Here is a 21,494-nt window from a genome sequence, read left to right as displayed (position 1 = left end):
GCAGCCGGCACTGGACACTGCAGCCCACGACTGTATCATGCTGCAATGCACAAAAACCGTGCATGCCATGTCGCACGGTTCCATGGCAATCTGATGACAAACCCCTGCCGCGCCCGGCCGCGGCCCTCCTCTCCCGACAGGACAGCACCATGAGCAAGGTCTTCATCGACGGCGAAGCCGGCACCACCGGGCTGCAGATCCGCGAGCGCCTGCAGCAGATCCCGCAGGTCGAACTGGTCAGCATCGCGCCCGAGCGGCGCAAGGACCCGGCCGCCAAGCGCGATTTGATGGCCCAGGTCGACCTGGTCGTGCTCTGCCTGCACGACGACGCGGCCATCGAGTCGGTGGCGATGATCGATTCGCTGCCCGGACGCAAGCCCAAGATCATCGACGCCTCCACCGCGCACCGCACGGCGGCTGGCTGGGTGTTCGGCTTTCCCGAGCTCGCGGCCGGCCAGCGCGAGGCCGTGGTCCAGGCCCAGCGCGTGGCCAACCCGGGCTGCTATGCCACGGGCGCGATCGCGTTGATCCGGCCCCTGGTCGACGCCGGCCTGATTCCCCCGGACTTCGCACTCGCCCTGCCCTCGGTCAGCGGCTACTCGGGCGGCGGACGCAGCATGATCGAGGCCTACGAGAGGGGCGAGGCGCCGCTGTTCGAGGCCTATGCCCTGGGTCTCAAGCACAAGCACCTGCCCGAGATCATGGCCTACACCGGCCTCACGCGCCGCCCCCTGTTCGTGCCTTCGGTCGGCAACTTCCGCCAGGGCATGCTGGTGCAGCTGCCGCTGCACCTGGACCTGCTGCCGGGCCAGCCCAAGGCGGCGGACCTGCACGAGGCGCTGGCCGCGCACTATGCGCCGAGTGCGGCGGCCGGCGGCTGGGTCAGCGTGGAGCCACCGACCGAGGACGGCAAGCTCGACGCGCTCGCTCTCAATGACACCAACAAGCTGGAGCTGCGCGTGTTCGGCAACGACGCATACCACCACGCGGTGCTGATCGCGCGCCTGGACAACCTCGGCAAGGGCGCCAGCGGCGCCGCGGTGCAGAACCTGCAGCTGATGCTGGGGCTCTGAGCCCCGCTCAGCCCTCAGTCTTCTTCGGTGCCCGACACCACGCGCCGGATCGCCTCGGCGCCGAAGCCGCGCGCGGCCAGAAAACGCATCTGCCGCGCCCGCCCGGCCGCATCGGCCGCGGGCTCGCCGAACTTCTTGCGCCAGACCTCGCGCGCGCGCTCGAGCTCGGAGCCCTGCAACTGGGCCACGGCCTGCTGCACGGCCGCTGCATCCAGCCCCTTGGCCTGCAGTTCCTGGCGTATGCGCGCCGCGCCGAGCTTGCCGGCGCGCCGGTGCAGCAGCGACTCGACCACGCGCTGCTCGTCGATGAAGCCGCGGGCCTGCAGGGCGTCGAGCACGGCGTCCAGGTCCTCGCCCTCCTGCACATGCGGCGCCAGCTTGCGCGCCAGCTCGACGCGCGAATGCTCGCGCTGCGCGAGCAGGCGCAGCGCGCGCCCCTTGAGCGACAGCATGGGCGGCATCGCAGCGCAGCGCCCGGTCAGTCGCCGCCGGGCCGCCCCAAGGCGACTGCGGCCCCCTCGGGGGGCAGCGACGTACACGCAGTGACGAGCGTGGGGGCCATAAGCTACTCGGCGGCTTCCGCGCTCTCGTTGAGCAGCGGAATGCCCAGCGACTCGCGCACCTTGTTCTCGATCTCGTGCGCCAGGCCCGCGTTCTCGCGCAGGAACTCGCGTGCGTTGTCGCGGCCCTGGCCGATCTTCTCGCCGTTGTAGGCGTACCAGGCGCCCGACTTCTCGATGATGCGCGCGTTCACGCCCATGTCGATGATCTCGCCCTCGCGCGAGATGCCCTCGCCGAACAGGATGTCGAACTCGGCGGTCTTGAAGGGCGGCGAGACCTTGTTCTTCACCACCTTGACCTTGGTCTCGTTGCCGATCACCTCCTCGCCCTTCTTGATCGAGCCGGTGCGGCGGATATCGAGGCGCACCGAGGCGTAGAACTTGAGCGCGTTGCCGCCCGTCGTGGTCTCGGGCGAGCCGAACATCACGCCGATCTTCATGCGGATCTGGTTGATGAAGATCACCATGCAATTGGTCTTCTTGATGGTGGCGGTGAGCTTGCGCAGCGCCTGGCTCATCAGGCGCGCCTGCAGGCCGGGCAGACTGTCGCCCATCTCGCCCTCGATCTCGGCCTTGGGCGTGAGCGCGGCCACCGAGTCGATCACCACCAGGTCCACCGCGCCGGAGCGCACCAGGCTGTCGACGATCTCCAGCGCCTGCTCGCCGGTGTCGGGCTGGCTGATCAGCAGGTCTTGCAGGTTCACGCCCAGCTTTTGCGCGTACTGCACGTCCAGCGCGTGCTCGGCGTCGACGAAGGCGCACTGGCCGCCGAGCTTCTGCATCTCGGAGATGACCTGCAGGGTCAGCGTGGTCTTGCCCGAGGATTCCGGACCATAGATCTCGACCACGCGGCCGCGCGGCAGGCCGCCCACGCCGAGCGCGATGTCCAGGCCCAGCGAGCCGGTGGACACCACCTGGATGTCCTCGATCACCTCGCCCTCACCCAGGCGCATGATGGTGCCCTTGCCGAACTGCTTCTCGATCTGGGCCAGGGCGGCCTGCAGGGCCTTGGCTTTTTCGCTGTTGGCGGCGTTCTGGCCCTTGACGGCTGCGTCCATGAAAATCTCCTTGAAAATCAACGGGTTGTTCGGGTGGATCCAGCGTCTTCGACGACGACATGGATGTTTGAACAGTACTTTAGCAGCGACTTCCGGCAAGTAAACGGATTTTTTGGTCAGTTTGACTTACGATCTGGACATGCTTGCCAACACCGTCGAAGACAGCTGGCGCCAGACCCATCTGGGCCGGCTGCTGGGCCATGCCATGCGCCGCTTCGACGAGCGCGTGCTGGCGCTGATGGCCGGCAACGTGGAGGTGCCGCTGACCCTGTCCAACCTGGCTGCGCGCGCCCAGGTCAGCGCCGCCCATGTGCACATCACGCGCCATCTCGCCCTAGCCGGCTCGCGCCTGACCGAGCTGGCCGCCGCGGCCGGCATGAGCAAGCAGGCCATGGGCGACCTGGTCGACCAGTGCGAGGCCTGGGGCCTGGTCGCGCGCGGGCCCGACCCGCTCGACGCGCGCGCGCGCCTGGTGCGCTTCACGCCCACCGGCCTGGCCTGGCTGCAGGCCTTCCGCGACGCGGTGGCCCAGGCCGAGGCGGAGTTCCGCAGCGCGGTCGGCGACGAGGTGGCGACCGTGGTGGCGCTGGGCCTGGAGGCTTACGCCGCCTGAGCCGCATGACAAGCGCCTAGAATTTGCCGAAGCGCCCCGCGCAGCATGACCCCAAGCAGGAGACAGCGATGCGAATACTGATTGCCGAAGACGACCAGGTGCTGGCCGACGGCCTGCTGCGCACGCTGCGCAGCTCGGGGGCCGCAGTCGACCATGTGGGCGACGGCGCACAGGCCGACGCGGCGCTGATGACCAACACCGAGTTCGACCTGCTGATCCTGGACCTGGGCCTGCCCAAGCTGCACGGCCTGGAGGTGCTCAAGCGCCTGCGCGCGCGCGGCGCCGCCCTGCCGGTGCTGATCCTCACCGCGGCCGACAGCGTGGAGGAGCGCGTCAAGGGCCTGGACTACGGTGCCGACGACTACATGGCCAAGCCCTTTTCGCTGCAGGAGCTCGAGGCGCGCGTGCGCGCCCTGACGCGGCGCGGCATGGGTGGCGCCAGCTCCACGATCCGGCACGGCCCCCTGGTCTACGACCAGGCCGGGCGCGTGGCCACCATCGACGGCAAGATGGTCGAGCTGTCGGCGCGCGAGCTGGGCCTGCTCGAGGTGCTGCTGCAGCGCGCCGGCCGCCTGGTCAGCAAGGACCAGCTGGTCGAGCGACTGTGCGAGTGGGGCGAGGAGGTGAGCAACAACGCCATCGAGGTCTACATCCACCGCCTGCGCAAGAAGATCGAGAAGGGCCCGATCCGCATCGCCACCGTGCGCGGCCTGGGCTACTGCCTTGAAAAAATCCAGGGCTGAGTCAGCTTCCCGGTCGGCCAACTGGCCGGTCACCCTGTTCAAGCGCGAGCAGCGCTCGCTGTTCGGCGAAATCCTGGACTGGATGCTGACGCCGCTGCTGCTGCTGTGGCCGGTCAGCCTGGCGCTGACCTGGCTGGTGGCGCAGGGCATCGCCAACAAGCCCTTCGACCGGGCCCTGGTCTACAACGTGCAGGCGCTGGCACAGCTGGTCAAGGTCGGGCCCAACCACAAGGTCCAGTTCAACCTGCCGCAGCCGGCCAGCGAGCTGCTGCGCGCCGACGACTCGGACATGGTGGCCTACCAGGTGCTGGGCACCAACGGCGAGTTCCTGAGCGGCGAGCGCGAGCTGCCGCCCCCGCCCGAGGACGAGAAGCCCGCCATCGACGAGGTGCGCCTGCGCGACGCCGAGCTGCGCGGCCTGGAGGTGCGCGTGGCCTATACCTGGGTGGCGCTCGAGCTGCCCGATGCGCGGCCGGCCCTGGTCCAGGTGGCCGAGACGCGCGAGAAGCGCTCGGTGCTGGCCACCGAGATCATCAAGGGCGTGATGCTGCCGCAATTCGTGATCCTGCCGCTGGCCGTGCTGCTGGTCTGGCTGGCCCTGGTGCGCGGCATCAAGCCGCTGTCGCAGCTCGAGGAGCGCATCCGCGCGCGCAAGCCCGACGACCTGAGCCCGCTCGACGAGAAGGCCGTGCCGCTGGAGGTGGCGCCGCTGGTCTCGTCGGTAAACGACCTGCTGACGCGGCTCAAGGACTCGATCGCCACGCACAAGCGCTTCCTGGCCGACGCGGCGCACCAGCTCAAGACGCCGCTGGCCGGCCTGCGCATGCAGGCCGACCTGGCGCAGCGCGAGGGCGCCGGCGAAGAGGAGCTCAAGCAGTCGCTCAAGCAGATCGGCCGCGCCAGCATACGCGCCACGCACACGGTGAACCAGCTGCTGTCGCTGGCGCGCGCCGAGGGCGGCGGCACGGCGATCAGCCGCCAGCCCTGCGATCTGGCGCGCCTGACCATGGACGCGGTGCGCGAGGCCGTGCCGCGCGCCATGGACAAGGCGCTGGACCTGGGCTACGACGGCGCCGAGCCGGGCTCGCCCGGCGTGGTGCTCGAGGGCAACCCGACCCTGCTCAAGGAGCTGGTGCGCAACCTGGTCGACAACGCGCTCAATTACACGCCGTCGACGCCGGCACGGCCGGGCGTGATCACGGCACGCGTGCTGGCCGACCCCTTCGGCCACGCGCTGGCCTTGCAGGTCGAGGACAACGGCCCCGGCATCCCCGAGGCCGAACGCGAGCTGGTATTCCAGCCCTTCTACCGCGCGCTGGGCACCAACGTCGACGGCTCGGGCCTGGGCCTGCCCATCGTGCTGGAGATCGCCCAGCAGCACCGGGCCACGGTCGCCATCGAGGACGCCCACCCGGGCCAGCAGCCGCCCGGTGTCCGCTTCACGGTGCGCTTTGCGCCGGCGACGTCCTGATCAGCCGGGCTTGTACAGATTCAGCTGCAGGCGCTCGCGCTCGATCACGCGCGCCACCGGCGGCAGGGCCGCGATGCGCTGCACGAAGGCCCAGAGGTCGGGATGGTCCTCGGGGTTGATGCCGGCGATCGTGCCCCAGCGCAGGAAAGTGAGCGCATAGGCGTCCAGCGGGCCGAAGCGCTCGCCGCCCAGGAAGGCGCGGCCGGCGGCGCTGGCGGCGTGCACCAGGGCCTGCAGCTCGCCCAGCAGGCTGCGGAAGATCTGCGTGTTGTAGCCCTTGATCTCGGCCTGCGCCGCCGCGTTGTCGGTGAACTTCTGCGGCATGAAGATGTGCGTGAAGGTGGGATGGATGGTGTTGTTCATCCAGGCCAGGGTCTCGATGGCGCGGGCGCGGGCCACGGGCTCGGCGGGCAGGAAGCCGGCCTGCGGGAAGCGCTCGGCGATGTAGCTGACGATGGCCACGATCTGGGTGATGACCTGGCCGCCGTCGACCAGCACCGGCACCTGGCCGCGCGGGTTGATGGACTTGTATTCGGGGCTGTTCTGCTCGCCCTTGTGCAGCTTGACCATCACCGGCTCGTAGGGCTCGCCCGCGGCCTCGAGCAGGGTGTGCGGCACGAAGGAGCAGGCGCCAGGGGCGTAATAGAGCTTGAGGGTCATCGAAAGTCTCCGAAAAAAGGGGGTTGGATGGGGTTCAGCGGCAGGGGCGCAGCGGCTGGCCGGCCAGCGCATCGCGCGATTGTTCCACGCGCGCGCGCAGCGCGGCGTCGGCCATAGGCAGGCGCAGCCACTGGCCCGCGAGCTCGGCGCGCTCCTGCAGCACGCGCGCGGTGCGCACGCCGCGCTCGGCCAGCGCATCCAGGGCCTGGGCGGCGGCCGCCTCGGACGGGTAGTCGCCCAGCGACAGGCCGGGCGCCAGCGCGGCGCTGTCCACCGGCTCGAAGCGCAGCTTGAGCGCGCGCAGCTGGGCGCGCTTCCTGTCCAGCGCCTCGGCCGTTGGGAAGCGCCCCATGTAGACGATCCAGCGCGCCGGCAGGCGGCCGGGCTCCAGGGCCCAGCTGCCGGCCGGCAGGGGGGCCAGCGCCTGGCGCAGGACGGCGGCCTGGCGCTCATCGAACAGGCCGGCCTGCAGGCACTCGGTCCCCGCTGGCAGGCCCTGGAGACGGCGCGCCTCCTCGGGCGCCAGCAGGTGCAGTCCTTCGGGGTGGATCTGCTGGGCCAGGCGCTGCGGCTCGTCCTGGCGCTGCGGCGCCAGGCCCAGCGCACCCAGCCACTCGTGCGACCAGGCGTAATACGCGGCGTTGGCCAGCAGCAGGAGCAGGACCGCCAGGCGCAGCACGGGCTCAGGCCTCCTGCCGGGCCGCCCGGAGCCGTTGGTCTGCGAAGCGAACCAGGCGAAGGGCGGCCATGGCGCTGCTGCGCTGTACAGCTGCGCGCACGACGCTGCGCAGCGCCGCCCCAAAGGAGGCCTGCGCCCCCTCGGGGGGCAGCGAATACACGAAGTGATGAGCGTGGGGGCTCATCAAACCCCGCCCGAATCCGCCGGACGCACGCTGACCTCGGCGCTGGTGATTTCCTGCAGGCCCTGCGCAGTCTGCACCCGCAGCGCGCCGTCCTGGCCCACGCCCAGGGCCTGGCCGCGCGTGCCGTCGCTGAGCGTGACCGGACGCCCTTGCAGCATGTCGCGCGCGTTGAAGCGCGCCTGAAACGGCGCGAAACCGAGGCGCTCGAAGGCCTGCACGGCCTGCACCAGCGGCGCGGCCAGGCGGCCCAGGGCGCCCGGCGCGTCGAGCTCCGGCGCGATGGCCTGCAGCCAGGCCGGCGGCGTGGACAGGCCCGCGGCCGCGCGCGGCGCGATGTTCAGGCCCACGCCGATCACGGCGTAGCGCTGCACGCCCAGGCTGGTGGTCTCGATCAGGATGCCGCCGAGCTTGCGGTCCTGCCACCAGAGGTCGTTCGGCCATTTGAGGCCGATCTCGGGATGCAGGCTTTCCGCCACGGCCACGCCCACGGCCAGCGACAGGCCGGACCAGTCGACCGGCGCCAGCGGCAGGCCCAGCGAGAACGTAAGGGAATCGCCTGACGTGCTCTGCCAGTCACGCCCCAGCCGGCCACGGCCCGCGGTCTGGGCCTCGGCCACCAGCAGCACCGGCTCCAGTCGGCCGGCGCGCGCGCGGCGCATCAGCTCGCTGTTGGTGGAGTCGAGCTCGGGCAGGATCTCGACGCTGAAGTCGGGCAGCTGGGGCGAGACGGCCTCCCAGATCGCCTCGGCCGGCCAAAGCAGGTGAGCCCTGGACATGGGCTGCGCCTTCAGCGACGGCGCTGCGCCGGCGTCCTGGGCGTGGCCGGACGGCGCTTGGGCGCCAGCAGGGTGCCGCGGCAGTGGGAGCTGCCGCACCAGCAGGGGTACTCGGCCTTGAGCTTGGGGGTGTAGCGCTCGTCGATGATCAGGCCGTAGTCGTAGTTGAGCTCTTCGCCGGCGCGGATGTTGCGCAGCGCCTTGATGAAGACCCGGCCGTCCTGCTCGTCGGCCTCGCAGTTGGGCTCGCAGCTGTGGTTGATCCAGCGCGAGGAATTGCCGCCGTGGAGCGCGTCGATCACGCGGTCCTCGTCGACGTGGAAGTAGAAAGTGTGGTTCGGGTCCGCGGGGTCGTGCGGATGGCGGTCCTGCGCCTCCTGCCAGCTGATGATCTCGCCCACGTACTCGATGATGATCTCGCCTTCGGCGATGTCCTGCACGGCGAACACGCCCTTGCCGTGCACGCCGGAGCGGCGGGTCTGGATGCGCCGGGACGACGCGAAGCTGGATTTCTGGGGCACGGCAAAATTTTGGTAAGGTGAAACCGTACGCACATGTGCGCGTGCGTGCGCAGGTGCGCACGCGAGAAACCGGATTGTAATGAGATGAAAACCCTGGTCATTGCGGAAAAACCTTCGGTGGCCCAAGACATCGTGCGGGCGCTCACGCCCGTGGCGGGCAAGTTCGAAAAGCACGAGGACCACTTCGAGAACGACCACTATGTGGTCACCAGCGCGGTCGGCCACCTGGTCGAAATCCAGGCGCCCGAGCAGTTCGACGTCAAGCGCGGCAAGTGGAGCTTTGCCCATCTGCCGGTGATCCCGCCCTACTTCGACCTCAAGCCGGTGGACAAGACCAAGAGCCGGCTCAACGCGGTCGTGCGGCAGGCCAAGCGCAAGGACGTGGGCAGCCTGGTCAACGCCTGCGACGCGGGACGCGAGGGCGAGCTGATCTTCCGCCTGATCGAGCAGTACGCCGGCGGCCACAAGAATGGCCAATACCTGCCGCTGGGCAAGCCGGTCAAGCGCCTATGGCTGCAGTCCATGACGCCGCAGGCCATACGCGACGGTTTCGACAGCTTGCGCAGCGAGCAGCAAATGCAGGGTCTGGCCAACGCGGCGCGCTCGCGCTCGGAGGCCGACTGGCTGGTCGGCATCAACGGCACGCGCGCCATGACGGCCTTCAACTCGCGCGACGGCGGCTTCTTCCTGACCACCGTGGGCCGGGTGCAGACGCCCACGCTGGCCGTGGTGGTCGAGCGCGAGGAGCAGATTCGCAAGTTCGTCAGCCGCGATTACTGGGAGATCCACGCCAGCTTCCTGGCCGAGGCCGGCGAGTACCCGGGCAAGTGGTTCGACCCCAAATGGAAGAAGGACGCGGAAGACGGCGAGAAGAAGGCCGATCGCGTCTGGTCGCTGAAAGAGGCCCAGGCCATCGCCGACGCGGTGCGCGGCAAGGCCGCCACGGTCACCGAGGAGAGCAAGCCCACCTCTCAGGCTTCGCCTGCCCTGTTCGACCTGACCTCGCTGCAGCGCGAGGCCAACGGCAAGTTCGGCTTCTCGGCCAAGACCACGCTGTCGCTCGCGCAGTCGCTCTACGAGCGCCACAAGGCCCTGACCTATCCACGAACCGACTCGCGCCACCTGCCCGAGGATTACCTGGGCGTGGCCAAACAGACCTTCGAGATGCTGGCCGACAGCGGCATGCGCCACCTCGCGCCCTTCGCGCGCCAGGGCCTGGACGAGCGCTACATCAAGCCGAGCAAGCGCATCTTCGACAACGCCAAGGTCAGCGACCACTTCGCGATCATCCCCACGCTGCAGGCGCCCAGCGGCCTGTCCGACGCCGAGCAGAAGCTCTACGACCTGGTGGTGCGGCGCTTCATGGCGGTGTTCTTCCCCAGCGCCGAGTACCTGGTCACGACCCGCATCACGACTGTGACCCCCACGCTTGTCGCTGCGCGTACTGCGCTGCCCCCCGAGGGGGCCACGCCTGGCTTGGGGCGGCCCGGCGCTGCGGCGGCCGTCGACCACAGCTTCAAGACCGAGGGCAAGGTGCTGGTCAAGACGGGCTGGCTGGCGATCTACGGCAAGGAGGCGGCCGACGAGGTGGCCGATGCCAAGGAGGGCGACAAGGGCCAGAGCCTGGTGCCGGTCAAGCCCGGCGAGATGGTGCGCACCGAGACCGCCGAGCCCAAGGGCCTGAAGACCCGCCCGCCGGCGCGCTACTCCGAAGCCACGCTGCTGGGCGCAATGGAGGGCGCGGGCAAGCTGGTCGACGACGACGAACTGCGCGAGGCCATGCAGGAGAAGGGCCTGGGCACGCCGGCCACGCGCGCCGCCATCATCGAAGGCCTGCTGACCGAGAAATACATGCTGCGCGAGGGCCGCGAGCTGATCCCCACGGCCAAGGCCTTCCAGCTCATGACCCTGCTGCGCGGCCTGGGCGTGGAGGAGCTCTCCAAGCCCGAGCTGACTGGCGAGTGGGAATACAAGCTGGCCCAGATGGAGCACGGCAAGCTCTCGCGCGAGGCCTTCATGCGCGACATCGCGGCCATGACCGAGCACATCGTCAAGAAGGCCAAGGAATACGACCGCGATACCGTCCCCGGCGACTACGCCCAGCTGTCCACGCCCTGCCCCAACTGCGGCGGCGTGGTCAAGGAGAACTACCGCCGCTACGCCTGCACCGGCGCCGACGGCCGCGGCGAGGGCTGCGGCTTCTCGTTCGGCAAGTCGCCCGCCGGCCGCACCTTCGAGCCGGCTGAGGTCGAAGCTTTCCTGCGCGAGCGCAAGCTGGGCCCGCTGGAAGGCTTCCGCTCCAAGGCCGGCTGGCCGTTCACCGCCGAGATCGCGCTGCGCTATAACGAGGAAGACAGGAACTGGAAGCTCGAGTTCGACTTCGGCGACGACAAGAACGCCGAGGAGACCGGCGAGCTGGTGGATTTCTCGGCCAGCGAGCCGCTGGGCCCCTGCCCCAAGTGCGGCGCGGCTGTGCACGAGCATGGCAGCAACTACATCTGCGCCAAGTCCGTGCCGACCGCGGACCAGCCCACGCCCAGCTGCGACTTCAAGAGCGGCAAGATCATCCTGCAGCAGCCCGTGGCGCGCGAGCAGATGGCCAAGCTGCTGGCCACCGGCAAGACCGACCTGCTGGACAAGTTCGTCTCCATGCGCACGCGCCGCAGCTTCAAGGCCTTCCTGGCCTGGGATGCGGCCGCCGGCAAGGTGAATTTCGAGTTCGAGCCGCGCGAAAGCAAATTTCCGCCGCGCAAGACGGCAGCCGGCGCCGCCGCCAAGGCCGCCCCCGCCAGGAAGGCCGCGGCCAAGGCGCCGGCAGCGAAGAAGGCGGCGCCCGCCAAGGCCCCCAAGGCGCCGCGCAAGACCGCTCCGGGCGCGGGCCTCAAGCCCAGCGAGGCCCTGGCCGCCGTGATCGGCAGCGAGCCCCTGGCCCGCACCGAGGTCATCAAGAAGCTGTGGGACTACATCAAGGCCAACGGCCTGCAGGACGCAGCCAACAAGCGCGCCATCAACGCCGACGCCAAGCTGCGCGCGGTGTTCGGCAAGGACCAGGTCACCATGTTCGAGCTGGCCGGCATCGTCGGCAAGCACCTGGGCTGAGCCCGCCCGAAAGACAAGAGGAATACTGCGATGAAGATCAGCAAGGACACCGTCGTGACCCTGAGCTACCAGGTGGCCGACGCCCAGGGCAAGGCCCTGGAAGCGAGCACCGAGCCCATGGCCTACCTGCACGGCGGCTACGGCAACACCTTCGAGAAAATCGAGGCCGCGCTGGAGGGCCAGGAGCCGGGCTTCGCCACCACCGTGCTGCTGCAGCCCGAGGACGCCTTCGGCGCGCGCGACGAAAGCCTGGTGCGCACGATTTCCAAGGCCGAGTTCCCGCCCGGCGTGAAGGTCGGCGGCACGCTGCGCGGCCGGGCCGATGACGGCCACGAGCGCATCTTCACCGTGCTGAAGATCAAGGGCCCGCAGGTGGTCCTGGACGGCAACCACCCGCATGCGGGCAAGGTGCTGCGCTTCTCGCTCAAGGTGACGGACGTGCGCGCGGCCAGCGCCGAGGAGATCACCCACGGCCATGCGCATGGGGCGCACGGCCACCACCACTGAGCCGCGGTCCTGCGGGACGCGCAGCCGCCATGAAAAAACGCGCCCTCGGGCGCGTTTTTTCTGTGCGAGGCAATGACTTACTTGGCCGCCACCACGCGCGCCATTTCCAGGCACTTGTTGGAATAGCCCCACTCGTTGTCGTACCAGGACACGAGCTTGACGAAGCTCTTGTCCAGCGCGATGCCGGCCTCGGCGTCGAACACCGAGGTCATGGCTTCGCCGCGGAAGTCGGTCGAGACCACCTTGTCCTCGGTGTAGCCCAGCACGCCCTTGAGCGCGCCCTGGCTCTGGGCCTTCATCTCGGCGCAGATCTCGGCGTAGCTGGCCTCGCTGTTCAGTTCCACGGTCAGGTCCACCACCGAGACGTCGGAGGTGGGCACGCGGAAGGCCATGCCGGTCAGCTTCTTGTTCAGCTCGGGGATCACCACGCCCACGGCCTTGGCAGCGCCGGTGGAGCTGGGGATGATGTTCTCCAGGATGCCGCGGCCGCCGCGCCAGTCCTTGTTGGACGGGCCGTCCACGGTCTTCTGCGTGGCGGTGGCGGCGTGCACCGTGGTCATCAGGCCGCGCTTGATGCCCCATTTGTCGTTCAGCACCTTGGCCACGGGGGCCAGGCAGTTGGTGGTGCAGGAGGCGTTGGAGACGATCGCCTGGCCGGCGTAGCTCTTGTCGTTCACGCCGTAGACGAACATCGGCGTGTCGTCCTTGGACGGGGCCGACATGATGACCTTCCTGGCGCCGGCGGCGAGGTGCTTCTCGGCGGTTTCCTTGGTCAGGAACAGGCCGGTGGACTCGATCACCACGTCGGCGCCGACCTCGTTCCACTTGAGCTCGGCCGGGTCCTTGACGGCGGTCAGGCGGATCTTCTTGCCGTTGACCACCAGGGTGTTGCCATCGACGCTGACCTCGCCCTTGAAGCGGCCGTGCACGCTGTCGTACTTGAGCATGTAGGCCAGGTAGTCGGGCTCGAGCAGGTCGTTGATGCCCACGACCTCGATGTCCTGGAAGTTTTGCACGGCGGCACGGAACACCATGCGCCCGATGCGGCCGAAGCCGTTGATGCCGATCTTGATGGTCATGATTGGATCTTCCTAGAAGTTAAAAACCTGAAACTCAGCGGGCCAGCACGGCCTGCACCGTCTCGGCCACGTTCTCGGCGGTGAAGCCGAAATGCTTGAACAGCACCGGTGCCGGCGCCGACTCGCCGTAGCAGTCGATGCCGACCACGGCCGCACAGCCGTACTTCCACCAGCCGTCGGTCACGCCCATCTCCACCGCGATGCGCGGCAGGCCCTGGGGCAGGACTTCGCTCTTGTAGGCGAGGGTCTGACGGTCGAAGGCCGTGGTGCTGGGCATGGAGACCACGCGCACCGCGATTTTCTTTTCGGCCAGCAGCTCCTGCGCCTTCAGCGCCAGCTGCACCTCGGAGCCGGTGGCGATGATGACGGCCTGCGCCTTCTTCTTCAGGCCCACGCGGCCAGGCTCGGCCAGCACGTAGGCACCGCGGCTGATCTCGCCGAGGTCCGACTTCGGCGCGTAGGGCAGATTCTGGCGCGAAAGCAGCAGGGCCGTGGGTTTGTTCTGGTTTTGTAATGCCACGGCCCAGGCCACGGCGGTCTCGGCCGTGTCGGCGGGGCGCCAGACGTCGAGGTTGGGAATCAGCCGCAGGCTGGCCGCATGCTCGATCGACTGGTGCGTGGGGCCGTCCTCGCCCAGGCCTATGGAGTCGTGCGTGAACACATGGATCACGCGCTGCTTCATCAGCGCCGCCATGCGGATGGCGTTGCGGCTGTAGTCGCTGAAAGTCAGGAAAGTGCCGCCATAGGGGATGTAGCCGCCGTGCAGCGCGATGCCGTTCATGATGGCGGCCATGCCGAACTCGCGCACGCCGTAGTTGATGTGGCGGCCGACCTGGCCCTCGGGCGTGGTCACCACCTCGCCGGCCAGGTCGAAGCGCAGCGCCGGCGTCGACTTGGTGTTGGTCAGGTTGGAGCCGGTCAGGTCGGCGCTGCCGCCCAGCAGCTCGGGCAAGGCGGCGGTGAAGGCTTCCAGCGCCAGCTGCGAGGCCTTGCGGCTGGCCACGGTCTCGGCCTTGGTGTGGGCCGCGATCGTGGCGTCGACCGCGACCTGGTGGAAGCTCTTGGGCAGCTCGCCCTGCATGCGGCGCGCGAACTCGGCGGCGAGCTCGGGATGGGCGGCCTTGTAGGAGGCGAACTTGGCGTCCCACTCGGCCTCGGCGGCCAAGCCCTTGGCGCGCGCGTCCCAGTCGGCGTAGACCTCCTGCGGCACCTCGAACGGGGCGTGCTCCCAGCCCAGGGCCTCGCGCGTGAGCTTGATCTCGTCGGCGCCCAGCGGCTCGCCATGCGCCTTGGCGGTGTTGGCACGATTCGGCGAGCCCTTGCCGATGTGGGTCTTGCAGACGATCAGTGTGGGCTTGTCGGCGCTGTTCTTGGCGTCGGCTATGGCGCGCGAGACGGCGTCCACGTCATGGCCGTCGATCGGGCCGACCACGTTCCAGCCGTAGGCGGCGAAGCGCAGCGCAGTGTTGTCGATGAACCAGGGCGTGACCTGGCCGTCGATCGAGATGCCGTTGTCGTCGTACAGCGCGACCAGCTGGTTGAGCTTCCAGGCGCCGGCCAGGGCCGCGGCCTCGTGGCTGATGCCCTCCATCAGGCAGCCGTCGCCCAGGAAGACATAGGTGCGGTGGTCGACGATGGCATGGCCCGGGCGGTTGAACTCCTTGGCCAGCAGCTTCTCGGCCAGCGCCATGCCCACCGCGTTGGTGAGGCCCTGGCCCAGCGGGCCGGTGGTGGTTTCCACGCCGGGCGTGACGCCGGTCTCGGGGTGGCCCGCGGTCTTGCTGTGCAGCTGGCGGAAGTTCTTCAGCTCCTCGATCGGCAGCGCGTAGCCCGTGAGGTGCAGCAGGGCGTAGATCAGCATCGAGCCGTGGCCGTTGGACAGCACGAAGCGGTCGCGGTCGAACCAGTGCGGGTTCGCCGGGTTGTGGCGCAGGTGCTGGCCCCACAGCGCGACGGCGATGTCGGCCATGCCCATGGGCGCTCCCGGGTGCCCGGAGTTGGCTTGTTGGACGGCGTCCATGGCCAGCGCGCGGATCGCATTGGCCATGTTCACGCGGTTGGCGGTGGGCACGGTGAGGGTTTGGGCCATGTCAGGCAGCTCCGGGGAAATCAGGGGAAACCGAGGATTTTACCGTTTGGCCCCGGCGGCGCCTTTTCCGGGCCTGCGCAGAGCATGGCACCATAGCGGCATGAGGTTGACCGCGTCCCCCCCCTTGCCCCATGTGGCGGCCATGATCCTGGCCGCCGGCCGCGGCGAGCGCATGCGCCCGCTGACCGACCAGCGCCCGAAGCCCCTGCTGGCCGTGCGGGGCAAGCCGCTGCTGCAATGGAGCATGGAGGCGCTGGCGCGCGGCGGCTTCTCGCGCCTGGTGGTCAACACGGCCTGGCTGGGCGAGCAGATCGCGGCGCAGTTCGGCCCCCAGCCGCTGCTGGAGGCTTCGAGCCCGGCAGCCAGGGCCGAGCGCGTGCACATCGACTACTCGCACGAGGGACAGGACTTCGGCTATGCCCTGGAGACCGCCGGCGGCATCGCGCGCGCCCTGCCCCTGCTGGGCGATCCGTTCTGGGTGCTGGCCGGCGACGTCTACGCGCCGGATTTCCGCTTCGCACAGGACAGCGTGGAGCGCTTCGCCGCCAGCGGCATGCTGGCCCACCTCTGGCTGGTGCCCAATCCGCCGCACCACCCGCGCGGCGATTTCGGCCTCTCGGCCCAGGGCCTGGCGCTGAACCAGGCCGCGCAGACCTACACCTTCAGCACCATCGCCCTGTACCGCCGAGCGCTGTTCGAGCCGCCCTGGTGCGCCATCCTGCCCGGCAACCCGCAGGGCACGGCCGCGCCGCTGGCGCCGCTGCTGCGCGCCGCCATGGACCAGGGCCTGGTCAGCGCCGAGCTCTACCAAGGCGCCTGGACCGACGTGGGCACGCCCGGACGGCTGGCCGAACTCAATGCCGCATGACCGACACCTCAGGAACCGCACCATGAACCCCTCCCTCTACGCCCAGCGCCGCGCCCGCGTGGCGGCGCAGCTCAGCCCCGGCGGCATCGCCATCGTGCCCACCGCGCCCGAGCGCCAGCGCAACCGCGACAGCGACTACCTGTTCCGGCACGACAGCTACTTCTACTACCTGAGCGGCTTCAGCGAACCCAACGCCTGGCTGGTGATCACGGCCGACGGCCGCAGCACCCTGTTCTGCCAGCCCAAGGACCCGGAGCGCGAGATCTGGGACGGCCTGCGCCTGGGGCCCGGGGCCGCGCCCGAGGCGCTGGGCGTGGACGCCGCCTACCCCATCGGCCAGCTCGACTCCGAGCTGCCCCGGCTGCTGGAGAACCAGGCCACGGTCTGGTTCCCGTTCGCCACCCATGCGGGCCTGGAAAGCCGGATCGACGGCTGGCTGGGCAAGGTGCGCGCGCGTGTGCGCTTCGGCGCCCTGTGCCCGGCCGAGCAGCGCGACCTCTGCGCCGTCCTGGACGAGATGCGCCTGTTCAAGGACGCCGAGGAGCAGGCCATCATGCGCCGTGCCGCGCAGATCAGCGCCCAGGGCCATGTACGCGCCATGCGCCGCTGCGTCGCCATGCTGCGCGCGGGCGAGGACTTGCGCGAGTACCACCTCGACGCCGAGCTGCTGCACGAGTTCCGCCAGCACGGCTCGCAGTACCCGGCCTACGGCTCCATCGTGGCCGCCGGGGCCAACGCCTGCGTGCTGCACTACCGTGCCGACCAGGCGCCGATACGCGACGGCGAGCTGGTGCTGATCGACGCGGGCTGCGAGCTCGACGGCTACGCCAGCGACATCACGCGCAGCTTCCCGGCCAACGGCCGCTTCAGCGGCCCGCAGCGCGCGCTCTACGAGCTGGTGCTGGCCAGCCAGGACGCGGCCGTGGCCGAGACGCGGCCCGGCGCGCGCTTCACCGCGCCGCACGAGGCCGCCGTGAAGGTGCTGGCCCAGGGCCTGCTCGACCTCGGCCTGCTGGACGGCAAGAAGGTCGGCTCGGTCGACGACGTGATCGCCAACCGCAGCTACTTCCCGTTCTACATGCACCGCACCGGCCACTGGCTGGGCATGGACGTGCACGACTGCGGCAGCTACGTCGAGCCCGGCGAGCAGGGCCAGGTCAGCGAGCGCCGCGACCCGATCAGCGGCGAGACCATCAAGGACCGGCCCAGCCGCATACTGCGCCCCGGCATGGTGCTGACCGTCGAGCCCGGCCTCTACGTGCGCCCGGCCCCGGGCGTGCCCGAGGCCTTCCACCACATCGGCATCCGCATCGAGGACGACGCCATCGTGACCGACACGGGCTGCGAGCTGATCACGCGCGGCGTGCCGGTCGAGCCGGACGAGATCGAGGCGCTGATGCGCGGTTGATCCCGGCGCCGACGATTGGATGCCAGGCGGTATGAGTCAACCGGCCCGGCGCAGGGTCAGGTTGATGCGCTCGGCGCCCGTCAGCGGATGGCTGCCCTCGGCCAGCGGCAGCACGCCGTGGTAGACCAGGCGCGAGGGCCCGCCCCAGACCACCACGTCGCCATGCGCGAGCGGCAGGCGCCGCGGCCGGTCGGCGCGGCGCAGCCCGCCCCAGAGGAAGACGGCCGGCAGGCCCAGCGAGACCGAGACGATGGGCCTGCCGAAGTCGCGCTCGTTGCGGTCCTGGTGCAGCGAGAGTCGGTCGCCGGGCCGGTAGCGGTTGACCAGGCAGGCGTCGGGCTGGAAATCCGCAAAGCCCGCCTCCCTGGCCGCCGCCTGCGCCAGGCGCAGCAGCAGCGGCGGCATGGCAGGCCAGGGGCGGCCGCTGTCGGGGTCGAGCGGGTCGTAACGGTAGCCGCGGCGGTCGCTGACCCAGCCCAGCGCGCCGCAGTTGCTCATGGCCACCGACATGGTCTGGCCGCCCGGCGTCAGCATCTGGCGTAGCGGCGCCTGCGCCGTGATCGCCTCCACCTCGGCCAGCAGCGCTGGCGCATCATCCAGCGCGAAACCCGGCAGCAGGACCGCGCCCGGCCCGAGCATGGTCGGCCCCAGGTCGAACAAGGCCTGCGTCACGCGCTGGCCTCGCGCGCCAGCAAGGCGGCCTTGCGCGCCACGCCCCAGCGGTAGCCCGACAGGCCGCCGTCGCTGCGCACCACGCGGTGGCAGGGAATGGCCACGGCCAGTGGGTTGGCGGCGCAGGCGCCGGCCACGGCGCGCACGGCGCGCGGCGCGCCCAGGCGCTGCGCGAGCTCGGTGTAGCTGCAGGTCTGGCCCGGCGGGATCTCGCGCAGCGCCTGCCACACGCGCTGCTGGAAGGCCGTGCCGCGCAGGTCCAGCGGCAGGTCCAGGCCCAGGGCCGGCGCCTCGACCAGGCCGACCACCCGGGCCACCCATTGCTCGAAACCCGCGTCGCCGCCGACCAGGGTCGCCCTGGGGAAGCGGTCCTGCAGCTCGCGCAGCAGGGGCTCGGGCTCGTCACCCAGCGCGATGGCGCAGATGCCCCGTTCGCTGCCGGCCACCAGGATGGCGCCCAGCGAGCATTGGCCGAGCGCGAAGCGGACCTCGCTGCCCGCGCCGCCGGCACGATAGCGCCCCGGCGTCATGCCCAGGACCTGGTCGGCCTGCTCGTAGAGGCGGCTGCTGCCGCCGTAGCCGGCCTCGTACAGCGCCTCGGTCACCGGCGCGCCGCGCGCCAACGCCTCGCGCAGCCTCTGCGCGCGCGCGGCCTGCGCCCAGGCGCGCGGCGTGAGGCCGGTGTGCTGCTTGAACAATCGGTGCAGGTGATGCGGGCTCAGGTCCAGCTGCCGGGCCAGCTCCGCCAGTGGCAGCGCCTGTTCGCTGGCCGCGATCAGGCGGCAGGCCCGGGCCACCAGGGCCGCGTGGCGTTCGGGCAGCGCGGCCTCCTGGGGCCGGCAGCGCAGGCAGGGCCGGAAGCCCGCCTGCTCGGCCTCGGCGCAGCTGGCGTGAAAGCGCACGTTCTCGGGCCGGGCGTGGCGCGAGGGGCAGGAGGGCCGACAGTACACGCCGGTGCTGCGCACCGAGTAGACGAAGCGGCCGTCGGCCTGCGCATCGCGCGCCAGCACCGCGGCCCAGCGCGGGTCGCGCAAGGTCGCGGCCGCGGGGTCGGCCGGCTGGGAGGCGGAACGGGTCACGGCGTCTTCCTTTCGTCGCAGGGGCTGCATGAAAGGAAATTTAGCCGCAGCGCCGCGTCTTCGCACTCCGCGGCTTGCTTTCAAATTCGAGCCGAGGGCGGCGCGCTCAGCGCTACTGGAAGATGGCCTCGAGGTCGGCCTCGATGGGCGCGCCCTCGAGCTTGAGGCTGCGCTCGATGTCGTCCAGGTGGTGCAGCATCAGGGCCTGGGCCTTGGCCAAGTCCTTGGCCGCGATCGCGTCGACGATGTGGTCGTGGTCGTCGGCCCGGCAGCTGGTCGCCGTCGGCGCGTCGTACAGGAAGATGATCAGGCAGGTGACGGTGGACAGCTCGCGCATGCTGCGCACCAGGGCGGTGTTGCCGGCCAGCTCGGCCAGCAGCAGGTGGAACTCGCCCGACAGGCGCACGATGGCGCGCTTGTCGTCCATGCGCCGGGCCTCGACCTCCTTGCGCTGGTGCTCGCGCAGCCGCGCCAGCATGGTCGCGTCCAGGCGCTCGACCAGACGCTTGATGATGCCGGGCTCGATCAGGCGCCGCGCCTCGAACACGTCGTAGGCCTGCTCCACCGTGGGCTTGGCGACGAAGGCGCCGCGCTGCGGGAACAGGTCGACCACGCGCTCGTTGGCCAGCCGGGCCAGCACCTCGCGGATGCGGGCGCGGCTGGTGCTGAAGATGGTGGCCAGGCGGTCCTCGCCGAGCTTGGTGCCCGGCGCCAGGCGGTGCTCCTGGATCGCCGTATACACCTTCTCGACGATTTCCTCGACGGTCTTTTCCCGCGCCGGGGCGGCCTTGCTGAGCGCTGCTGTGTTTTTTGGTGGCATTTGGCAGAAACAGGCTTGCCGCGCGGTGGCCGGGGCCGGTCACCGCTGGCGCCCACGGGGCGCCTGAAGGCAAGGCCGCATTCTAGCCATCCGTGCCCGTTCGCGCCGGCAGGGCTGCCACGCGCGGCAGCAGCGTGGGCGCGCCGCAGGCCAGGAACTGCCCGGGCCGGGACGGCGGCCGGAAGTCCTGGCCGTCCCAGACGACCTCGCCGCGCGCGATCGTCAGGCCCGGCCAGGCACGCAGGCGCTGGCCCTCGTAGGGCGTGTGGTCCACCGCGTGGTGTAGATCGGCGTTGCGTATGACGCGCTCGCCCTCGTCCCAGACCACCAGGTCGGCGTCGGCCCCCACGGCGATGGTGCCCTTCCTCGGGTGCAGGCCATAGGCCTTGGCCGGGTTGGTGGCGGTGAGCTCGACGAAGCGGTTCAAGGTGATGCGCCCGCCCAGCACGCCCTCGGAGTACAAGAGCGCCATGCGGGTCTCTATGCCGGGGATGCCGTTGGGGATGTGGCGGAAGGCCACCTCCTGGCCGCCGGGCTTCTTGCCCTCGGGGCTGTCGTAGTTGAAGGGCGCGTGGTCGGAGGAGAAGACGGTGAACAGGCCGTCGGCCAGCCCGTCCCAGATCACCTGCTGGTTGGCCTTGTCGCGCGGCGGCGGGCTGCAGACGCAGCGCGCGCCCAGGTAGCTGTTGTCTATGCCGAGATCCTCGGCGGAGAGGAACAGGTACTGGGGGCAGGTCTCGGCGAAGACCTTGAGGCCCTGGGCGCGCGCCCAGCGGATCTGCTCGACGGCCTCGCGTCCCGAGACATGGACGACCAGGATGGGCGTGTCCACGAGCTCGGCCAGGGCGATGGCACGGTGGGTGGCCTCGCGCTCGACCAGCATGGGGCGGCTCAGGCCATGAAAGCGCGGCGCGGTCTGGCCGGCGGCCTCGAGCTTTTTGGTCAGCCAGGCGATGCAGTCGGCGTTCTCGGCATGGACCATGGCCATGGCGCCGTGCTGGCGCGCGACGGCCAGCACATCGAGGATCTGGCCGTCGTCGAGCTTGAGCTCGTCGTAGGTCATGTAGATCTTGAACGAGCTGTAGCCCTCGCGGATCAGGGCGGGCAATTCCTCGCCCAGGACCTGGGGCGTGGGGTCGCTGACGATCAGGTGGAAGGCGTAGTCCACATGGGCGCGGCCCTCGGCGCGGCGGTGGTAGTCGGCGACGGCGGCGCGCAGCGACTGGCCCTTTTCCTGGGCGGCGAAGGGGATGACGGTGGTGGTGCCGCCGCAGGCGGCGGCGCGGGTGCCGCTGTCGAAGTCGTCGGCCATGCGCACCGGCGGAGCCATGGGCTGGTCCAGGTGGCAATGGGCGTCGACGCCGCCGGGGGTGACGACGCGGCCGGCCGCGTCGATCTCGCGCGCGCCGGCGGGCAGCTGGGTGCCGATCTGCACGATGCGGCCGTCGCGTATGCCGAGATCGGCCTCGAAGGTGTCGCTGGCGGTGGCCACGCGGGCGTGGCGCACCACCAGGTCAAAGGCGGGAAAACTCATG

At 70.2% G+C, this 21,494-nt stretch carries 20 protein-coding genes; 8 read left to right on the top strand and 12 right to left on the bottom strand.

All coding sequences use genetic code 11. The features are described from left to right. The first annotated feature begins 149 nt into the window (after positions 1-149). A complete protein-coding gene (argC, locus tag FFS10_RS03950) occupies positions 150-1,073 on the top strand; it encodes an N-acetyl-gamma-glutamyl-phosphate reductase (RefSeq protein ID WP_137891689.1) in 924 nt (307 codons plus the stop codon). Positions 1,074-1,087: 14 nt separating this feature from the next. On the opposite strand, the gene recX is transcribed toward argC, so the two are convergent. Both recX and recA read right to left on the bottom strand, forming a co-directional pair. Next, positions 1,088-1,525 (bottom strand): recombination regulator RecX, encoded by a 438-nt coding sequence (gene recX / locus FFS10_RS03945; RefSeq protein ID WP_249931161.1) that lies wholly within the window; start codon positions 1,523-1,525, stop codon positions 1,088-1,090. Between the two features lie 113 nt (positions 1,526-1,638). After that, the gene (gene recA, locus FFS10_RS03940; protein WP_137891684.1) at positions 1,639-2,691 is read right to left on the bottom strand and encodes a recombinase RecA; all 1,053 of its coding nucleotides are present in this window, start codon (positions 2,689-2,691) and stop codon (positions 1,639-1,641) included. A 139-nt stretch (positions 2,692-2,830) separates the two neighbouring features. Between recA and FFS10_RS03935 the strand changes: the two genes are divergently transcribed. The 3 genes from FFS10_RS03935 to FFS10_RS03925 all read left to right on the top strand — a co-directional run bounded on the left by FFS10_RS03935 (position 2,831) and on the right by FFS10_RS03925 (position 5,518). Next, positions 2,831-3,304: a MarR family winged helix-turn-helix transcriptional regulator gene (locus tag FFS10_RS03935; protein WP_137891682.1), complete on the top strand. Its 474-nt coding sequence runs from the start codon at positions 2,831-2,833 to the stop codon at positions 3,302-3,304. A gap of 68 nt (positions 3,305-3,372) precedes the next feature. Next, positions 3,373-4,047, top strand: a complete 675-nt coding sequence (locus FFS10_RS03930) for a response regulator transcription factor (protein WP_137891680.1) — start codon at positions 3,373-3,375, stop codon at positions 4,045-4,047. An 82-nt stretch (positions 4,048-4,129) separates the two neighbouring features. After that, complete coding sequence (locus FFS10_RS03925; protein WP_137891789.1) at positions 4,130-5,518, top strand: sensor histidine kinase; 1,389 nt, start codon at positions 4,130-4,132, stop codon at positions 5,516-5,518. On the opposite strand, the gene FFS10_RS03920 is transcribed toward FFS10_RS03925, so the two are convergent. The 4 genes from FFS10_RS03920 to FFS10_RS03905 all read right to left on the bottom strand — a co-directional run bounded on the left by FFS10_RS03920 (position 5,519) and on the right by FFS10_RS03905 (position 8,338). Further along, the gene (locus tag FFS10_RS03920) at positions 5,519-6,178 is read right to left on the bottom strand and encodes a glutathione S-transferase family protein (RefSeq protein ID WP_249931160.1); all 660 of its coding nucleotides are present in this window, start codon (positions 6,176-6,178) and stop codon (positions 5,519-5,521) included. A 34-nt stretch (positions 6,179-6,212) separates the two neighbouring features. Next, positions 6,213-6,857 carry an SPOR domain-containing protein gene (locus FFS10_RS03915; RefSeq protein WP_137891676.1) on the bottom strand — a complete coding sequence of 215 codons (645 nt, stop codon included), beginning with the start codon at positions 6,855-6,857 and terminating at the stop codon, positions 6,213-6,215. Positions 6,858-7,040: 183 nt separating this feature from the next. Beyond that, positions 7,041-7,817, bottom strand: a complete 777-nt coding sequence (locus tag FFS10_RS03910) for a biotin--[acetyl-CoA-carboxylase] ligase (protein ID WP_137891673.1) — start codon at positions 7,815-7,817, stop codon at positions 7,041-7,043. Positions 7,818-7,828: 11 nt separating this feature from the next. Then, a complete protein-coding gene (locus tag FFS10_RS03905; protein ID WP_137891671.1) occupies positions 7,829-8,338 on the bottom strand; it encodes an SET domain-containing protein in 510 nt (169 codons plus the stop codon). Positions 8,339-8,422: 84 nt separating this feature from the next. Here FFS10_RS03905 and FFS10_RS03900 point away from each other — a divergent pair, with 84 nt between their 5' ends. Beyond that, positions 8,423-11,437 (top strand): DNA topoisomerase III, encoded by a 3,015-nt coding sequence (locus tag FFS10_RS03900; protein ID WP_137891668.1) that lies wholly within the window; start codon positions 8,423-8,425, stop codon positions 11,435-11,437. A gap of 30 nt (positions 11,438-11,467) precedes the next feature. After that, the gene (locus tag FFS10_RS03895) at positions 11,468-11,944 is read left to right on the top strand and encodes an FKBP-type peptidyl-prolyl cis-trans isomerase (RefSeq protein WP_137891666.1); all 477 of its coding nucleotides are present in this window, start codon (positions 11,468-11,470) and stop codon (positions 11,942-11,944) included. Positions 11,945-12,021: 77 nt separating this feature from the next. On the opposite strand, the gene gap is transcribed toward FFS10_RS03895, so the two are convergent. Both gap and tkt read right to left on the bottom strand, forming a co-directional pair. Further along, positions 12,022-13,023 carry a type I glyceraldehyde-3-phosphate dehydrogenase gene (gene gap / locus FFS10_RS03890; protein ID WP_137891664.1) on the bottom strand — a complete coding sequence of 334 codons (1,002 nt, stop codon included), beginning with the start codon at positions 13,021-13,023 and terminating at the stop codon, positions 12,022-12,024. A 34-nt stretch (positions 13,024-13,057) separates the two neighbouring features. Then, positions 13,058-15,112, bottom strand: coding sequence for a transketolase (tkt, locus tag FFS10_RS03885; protein ID WP_249931159.1), 2,055 nt, complete (start codon positions 15,110-15,112; stop codon positions 13,058-13,060). Positions 15,113-15,212: 100 nt separating this feature from the next. Here tkt and FFS10_RS03880 point away from each other — a divergent pair, with 100 nt between their 5' ends. Then, positions 15,213-15,980 carry a nucleotidyltransferase family protein gene (locus FFS10_RS03880; protein ID WP_283957571.1) on the top strand — a complete coding sequence of 256 codons (768 nt, stop codon included), beginning with the start codon at positions 15,213-15,215 and terminating at the stop codon, positions 15,978-15,980. A gap of 22 nt (positions 15,981-16,002) precedes the next feature. Beyond that, positions 16,003-17,388 carry an aminopeptidase P N-terminal domain-containing protein gene (locus FFS10_RS03875; protein WP_137891662.1) on the top strand — a complete coding sequence of 462 codons (1,386 nt, stop codon included), beginning with the start codon at positions 16,003-16,005 and terminating at the stop codon, positions 17,386-17,388. 36 nt (positions 17,389-17,424) lie between these two features. Here FFS10_RS03875 and alkB read toward each other — a convergent pair whose 3' ends face one another. The 4 genes from alkB to hydA all read right to left on the bottom strand — a co-directional run bounded on the left by alkB (position 17,425) and on the right by hydA (position 21,493). Next, on the bottom strand, positions 17,425-18,027 hold the full coding sequence (alkB, locus tag FFS10_RS03870; protein ID WP_137891783.1) for a DNA oxidative demethylase AlkB: 603 nt from the start codon (positions 18,025-18,027) through the stop codon (positions 17,425-17,427). A gap of 29 nt (positions 18,028-18,056) precedes the next feature. After that, positions 18,057-19,169, bottom strand: a complete 1,113-nt coding sequence (gene ada, locus FFS10_RS03865; RefSeq protein ID WP_137891660.1) for a bifunctional DNA-binding transcriptional regulator/O6-methylguanine-DNA methyltransferase Ada — start codon at positions 19,167-19,169, stop codon at positions 18,057-18,059. 82 nt (positions 19,170-19,251) lie between these two features. Beyond that, positions 19,252-19,959, bottom strand: coding sequence for a GntR family transcriptional regulator (locus tag FFS10_RS03860; RefSeq protein WP_137891658.1), 708 nt, complete (start codon positions 19,957-19,959; stop codon positions 19,252-19,254). Positions 19,960-20,041: 82 nt separating this feature from the next. Further along, the gene (gene hydA / locus FFS10_RS03855) at positions 20,042-21,493 is read right to left on the bottom strand and encodes a dihydropyrimidinase (RefSeq protein WP_137891656.1); all 1,452 of its coding nucleotides are present in this window, start codon (positions 21,491-21,493) and stop codon (positions 20,042-20,044) included. Position 21,494: the final 1 nt, after the last annotated feature.

The organism is Ramlibacter sp. 2FC, from assembly GCF_005503345.1.
Classification (GTDB): Bacteria; Pseudomonadota; Gammaproteobacteria; order Burkholderiales; family Burkholderiaceae_C; genus SCMQ01.
The sequence above is the reverse complement of the archived record's forward strand: the minus strand, read 5'-3'. Positions and strand labels throughout refer to the sequence as shown.

What these genes read in the sequence shown, in the direction of transcription:
- FFS10_RS03910 (WP_137891673.1), bottom strand. Translation starts at nt 7,817, where the DNA reads ATGTCCAGGGCTCACCTGCTTTGGCCGGCCGAGGCGATCTGGGAGGCC.
- FFS10_RS03880 (WP_283957571.1), top strand. Translation starts at nt 15,213, where the DNA reads ATGAGGTTGACCGCGTCCCCCCCCTTGCCCCATGTGGCGGCCATGATC.
- FFS10_RS03860 (WP_137891658.1), bottom strand. Translation starts at nt 19,959, where the DNA reads ATGCCACCAAAAAACACAGCAGCGCTCAGCAAGGCCGCCCCGGCGCGG.
- FFS10_RS03920 (WP_249931160.1), bottom strand. Translation starts at nt 6,178, where the DNA reads ATGACCCTCAAGCTCTATTACGCCCCTGGCGCCTGCTCCTTCGTGCCG.
- argC (WP_137891689.1), top strand. Translation starts at nt 150, where the DNA reads ATGAGCAAGGTCTTCATCGACGGCGAAGCCGGCACCACCGGGCTGCAG.
- ada (WP_137891660.1), bottom strand. Translation starts at nt 19,169, where the DNA reads ATGCAGCCCCTGCGACGAAAGGAAGACGCCGTGACCCGTTCCGCCTCC.
- hydA (WP_137891656.1), bottom strand. Translation starts at nt 21,493, where the DNA reads ATGAGTTTTCCCGCCTTTGACCTGGTGGTGCGCCACGCCCGCGTGGCC.
- FFS10_RS03900 (WP_137891668.1), top strand. Translation starts at nt 8,423, where the DNA reads ATGAAAACCCTGGTCATTGCGGAAAAACCTTCGGTGGCCCAAGACATC.
- FFS10_RS03930 (WP_137891680.1), top strand. Translation starts at nt 3,373, where the DNA reads ATGCGAATACTGATTGCCGAAGACGACCAGGTGCTGGCCGACGGCCTG.
- recX (WP_249931161.1), bottom strand. Translation starts at nt 1,525, where the DNA reads ATGCTGTCGCTCAAGGGGCGCGCGCTGCGCCTGCTCGCGCAGCGCGAG.
- FFS10_RS03925 (WP_137891789.1), top strand. Translation starts at nt 4,130, where the DNA reads ATGCTGACGCCGCTGCTGCTGCTGTGGCCGGTCAGCCTGGCGCTGACC.
- tkt (WP_249931159.1), bottom strand. Translation starts at nt 15,112, where the DNA reads ATGGCCCAAACCCTCACCGTGCCCACCGCCAACCGCGTGAACATGGCC.
- FFS10_RS03895 (WP_137891666.1), top strand. Translation starts at nt 11,468, where the DNA reads ATGAAGATCAGCAAGGACACCGTCGTGACCCTGAGCTACCAGGTGGCC.
- FFS10_RS03875 (WP_137891662.1), top strand. Translation starts at nt 16,003, where the DNA reads ATGAACCCCTCCCTCTACGCCCAGCGCCGCGCCCGCGTGGCGGCGCAG.
- recA (WP_137891684.1), bottom strand. Translation starts at nt 2,691, where the DNA reads ATGGACGCAGCCGTCAAGGGCCAGAACGCCGCCAACAGCGAAAAAGCC.
- FFS10_RS03935 (WP_137891682.1), top strand. Translation starts at nt 2,831, where the DNA reads ATGCTTGCCAACACCGTCGAAGACAGCTGGCGCCAGACCCATCTGGGC.
- gap (WP_137891664.1), bottom strand. Translation starts at nt 13,023, where the DNA reads ATGACCATCAAGATCGGCATCAACGGCTTCGGCCGCATCGGGCGCATG.
- alkB (WP_137891783.1), bottom strand. Translation starts at nt 18,027, where the DNA reads ATGCTCGGGCCGGGCGCGGTCCTGCTGCCGGGTTTCGCGCTGGATGAT.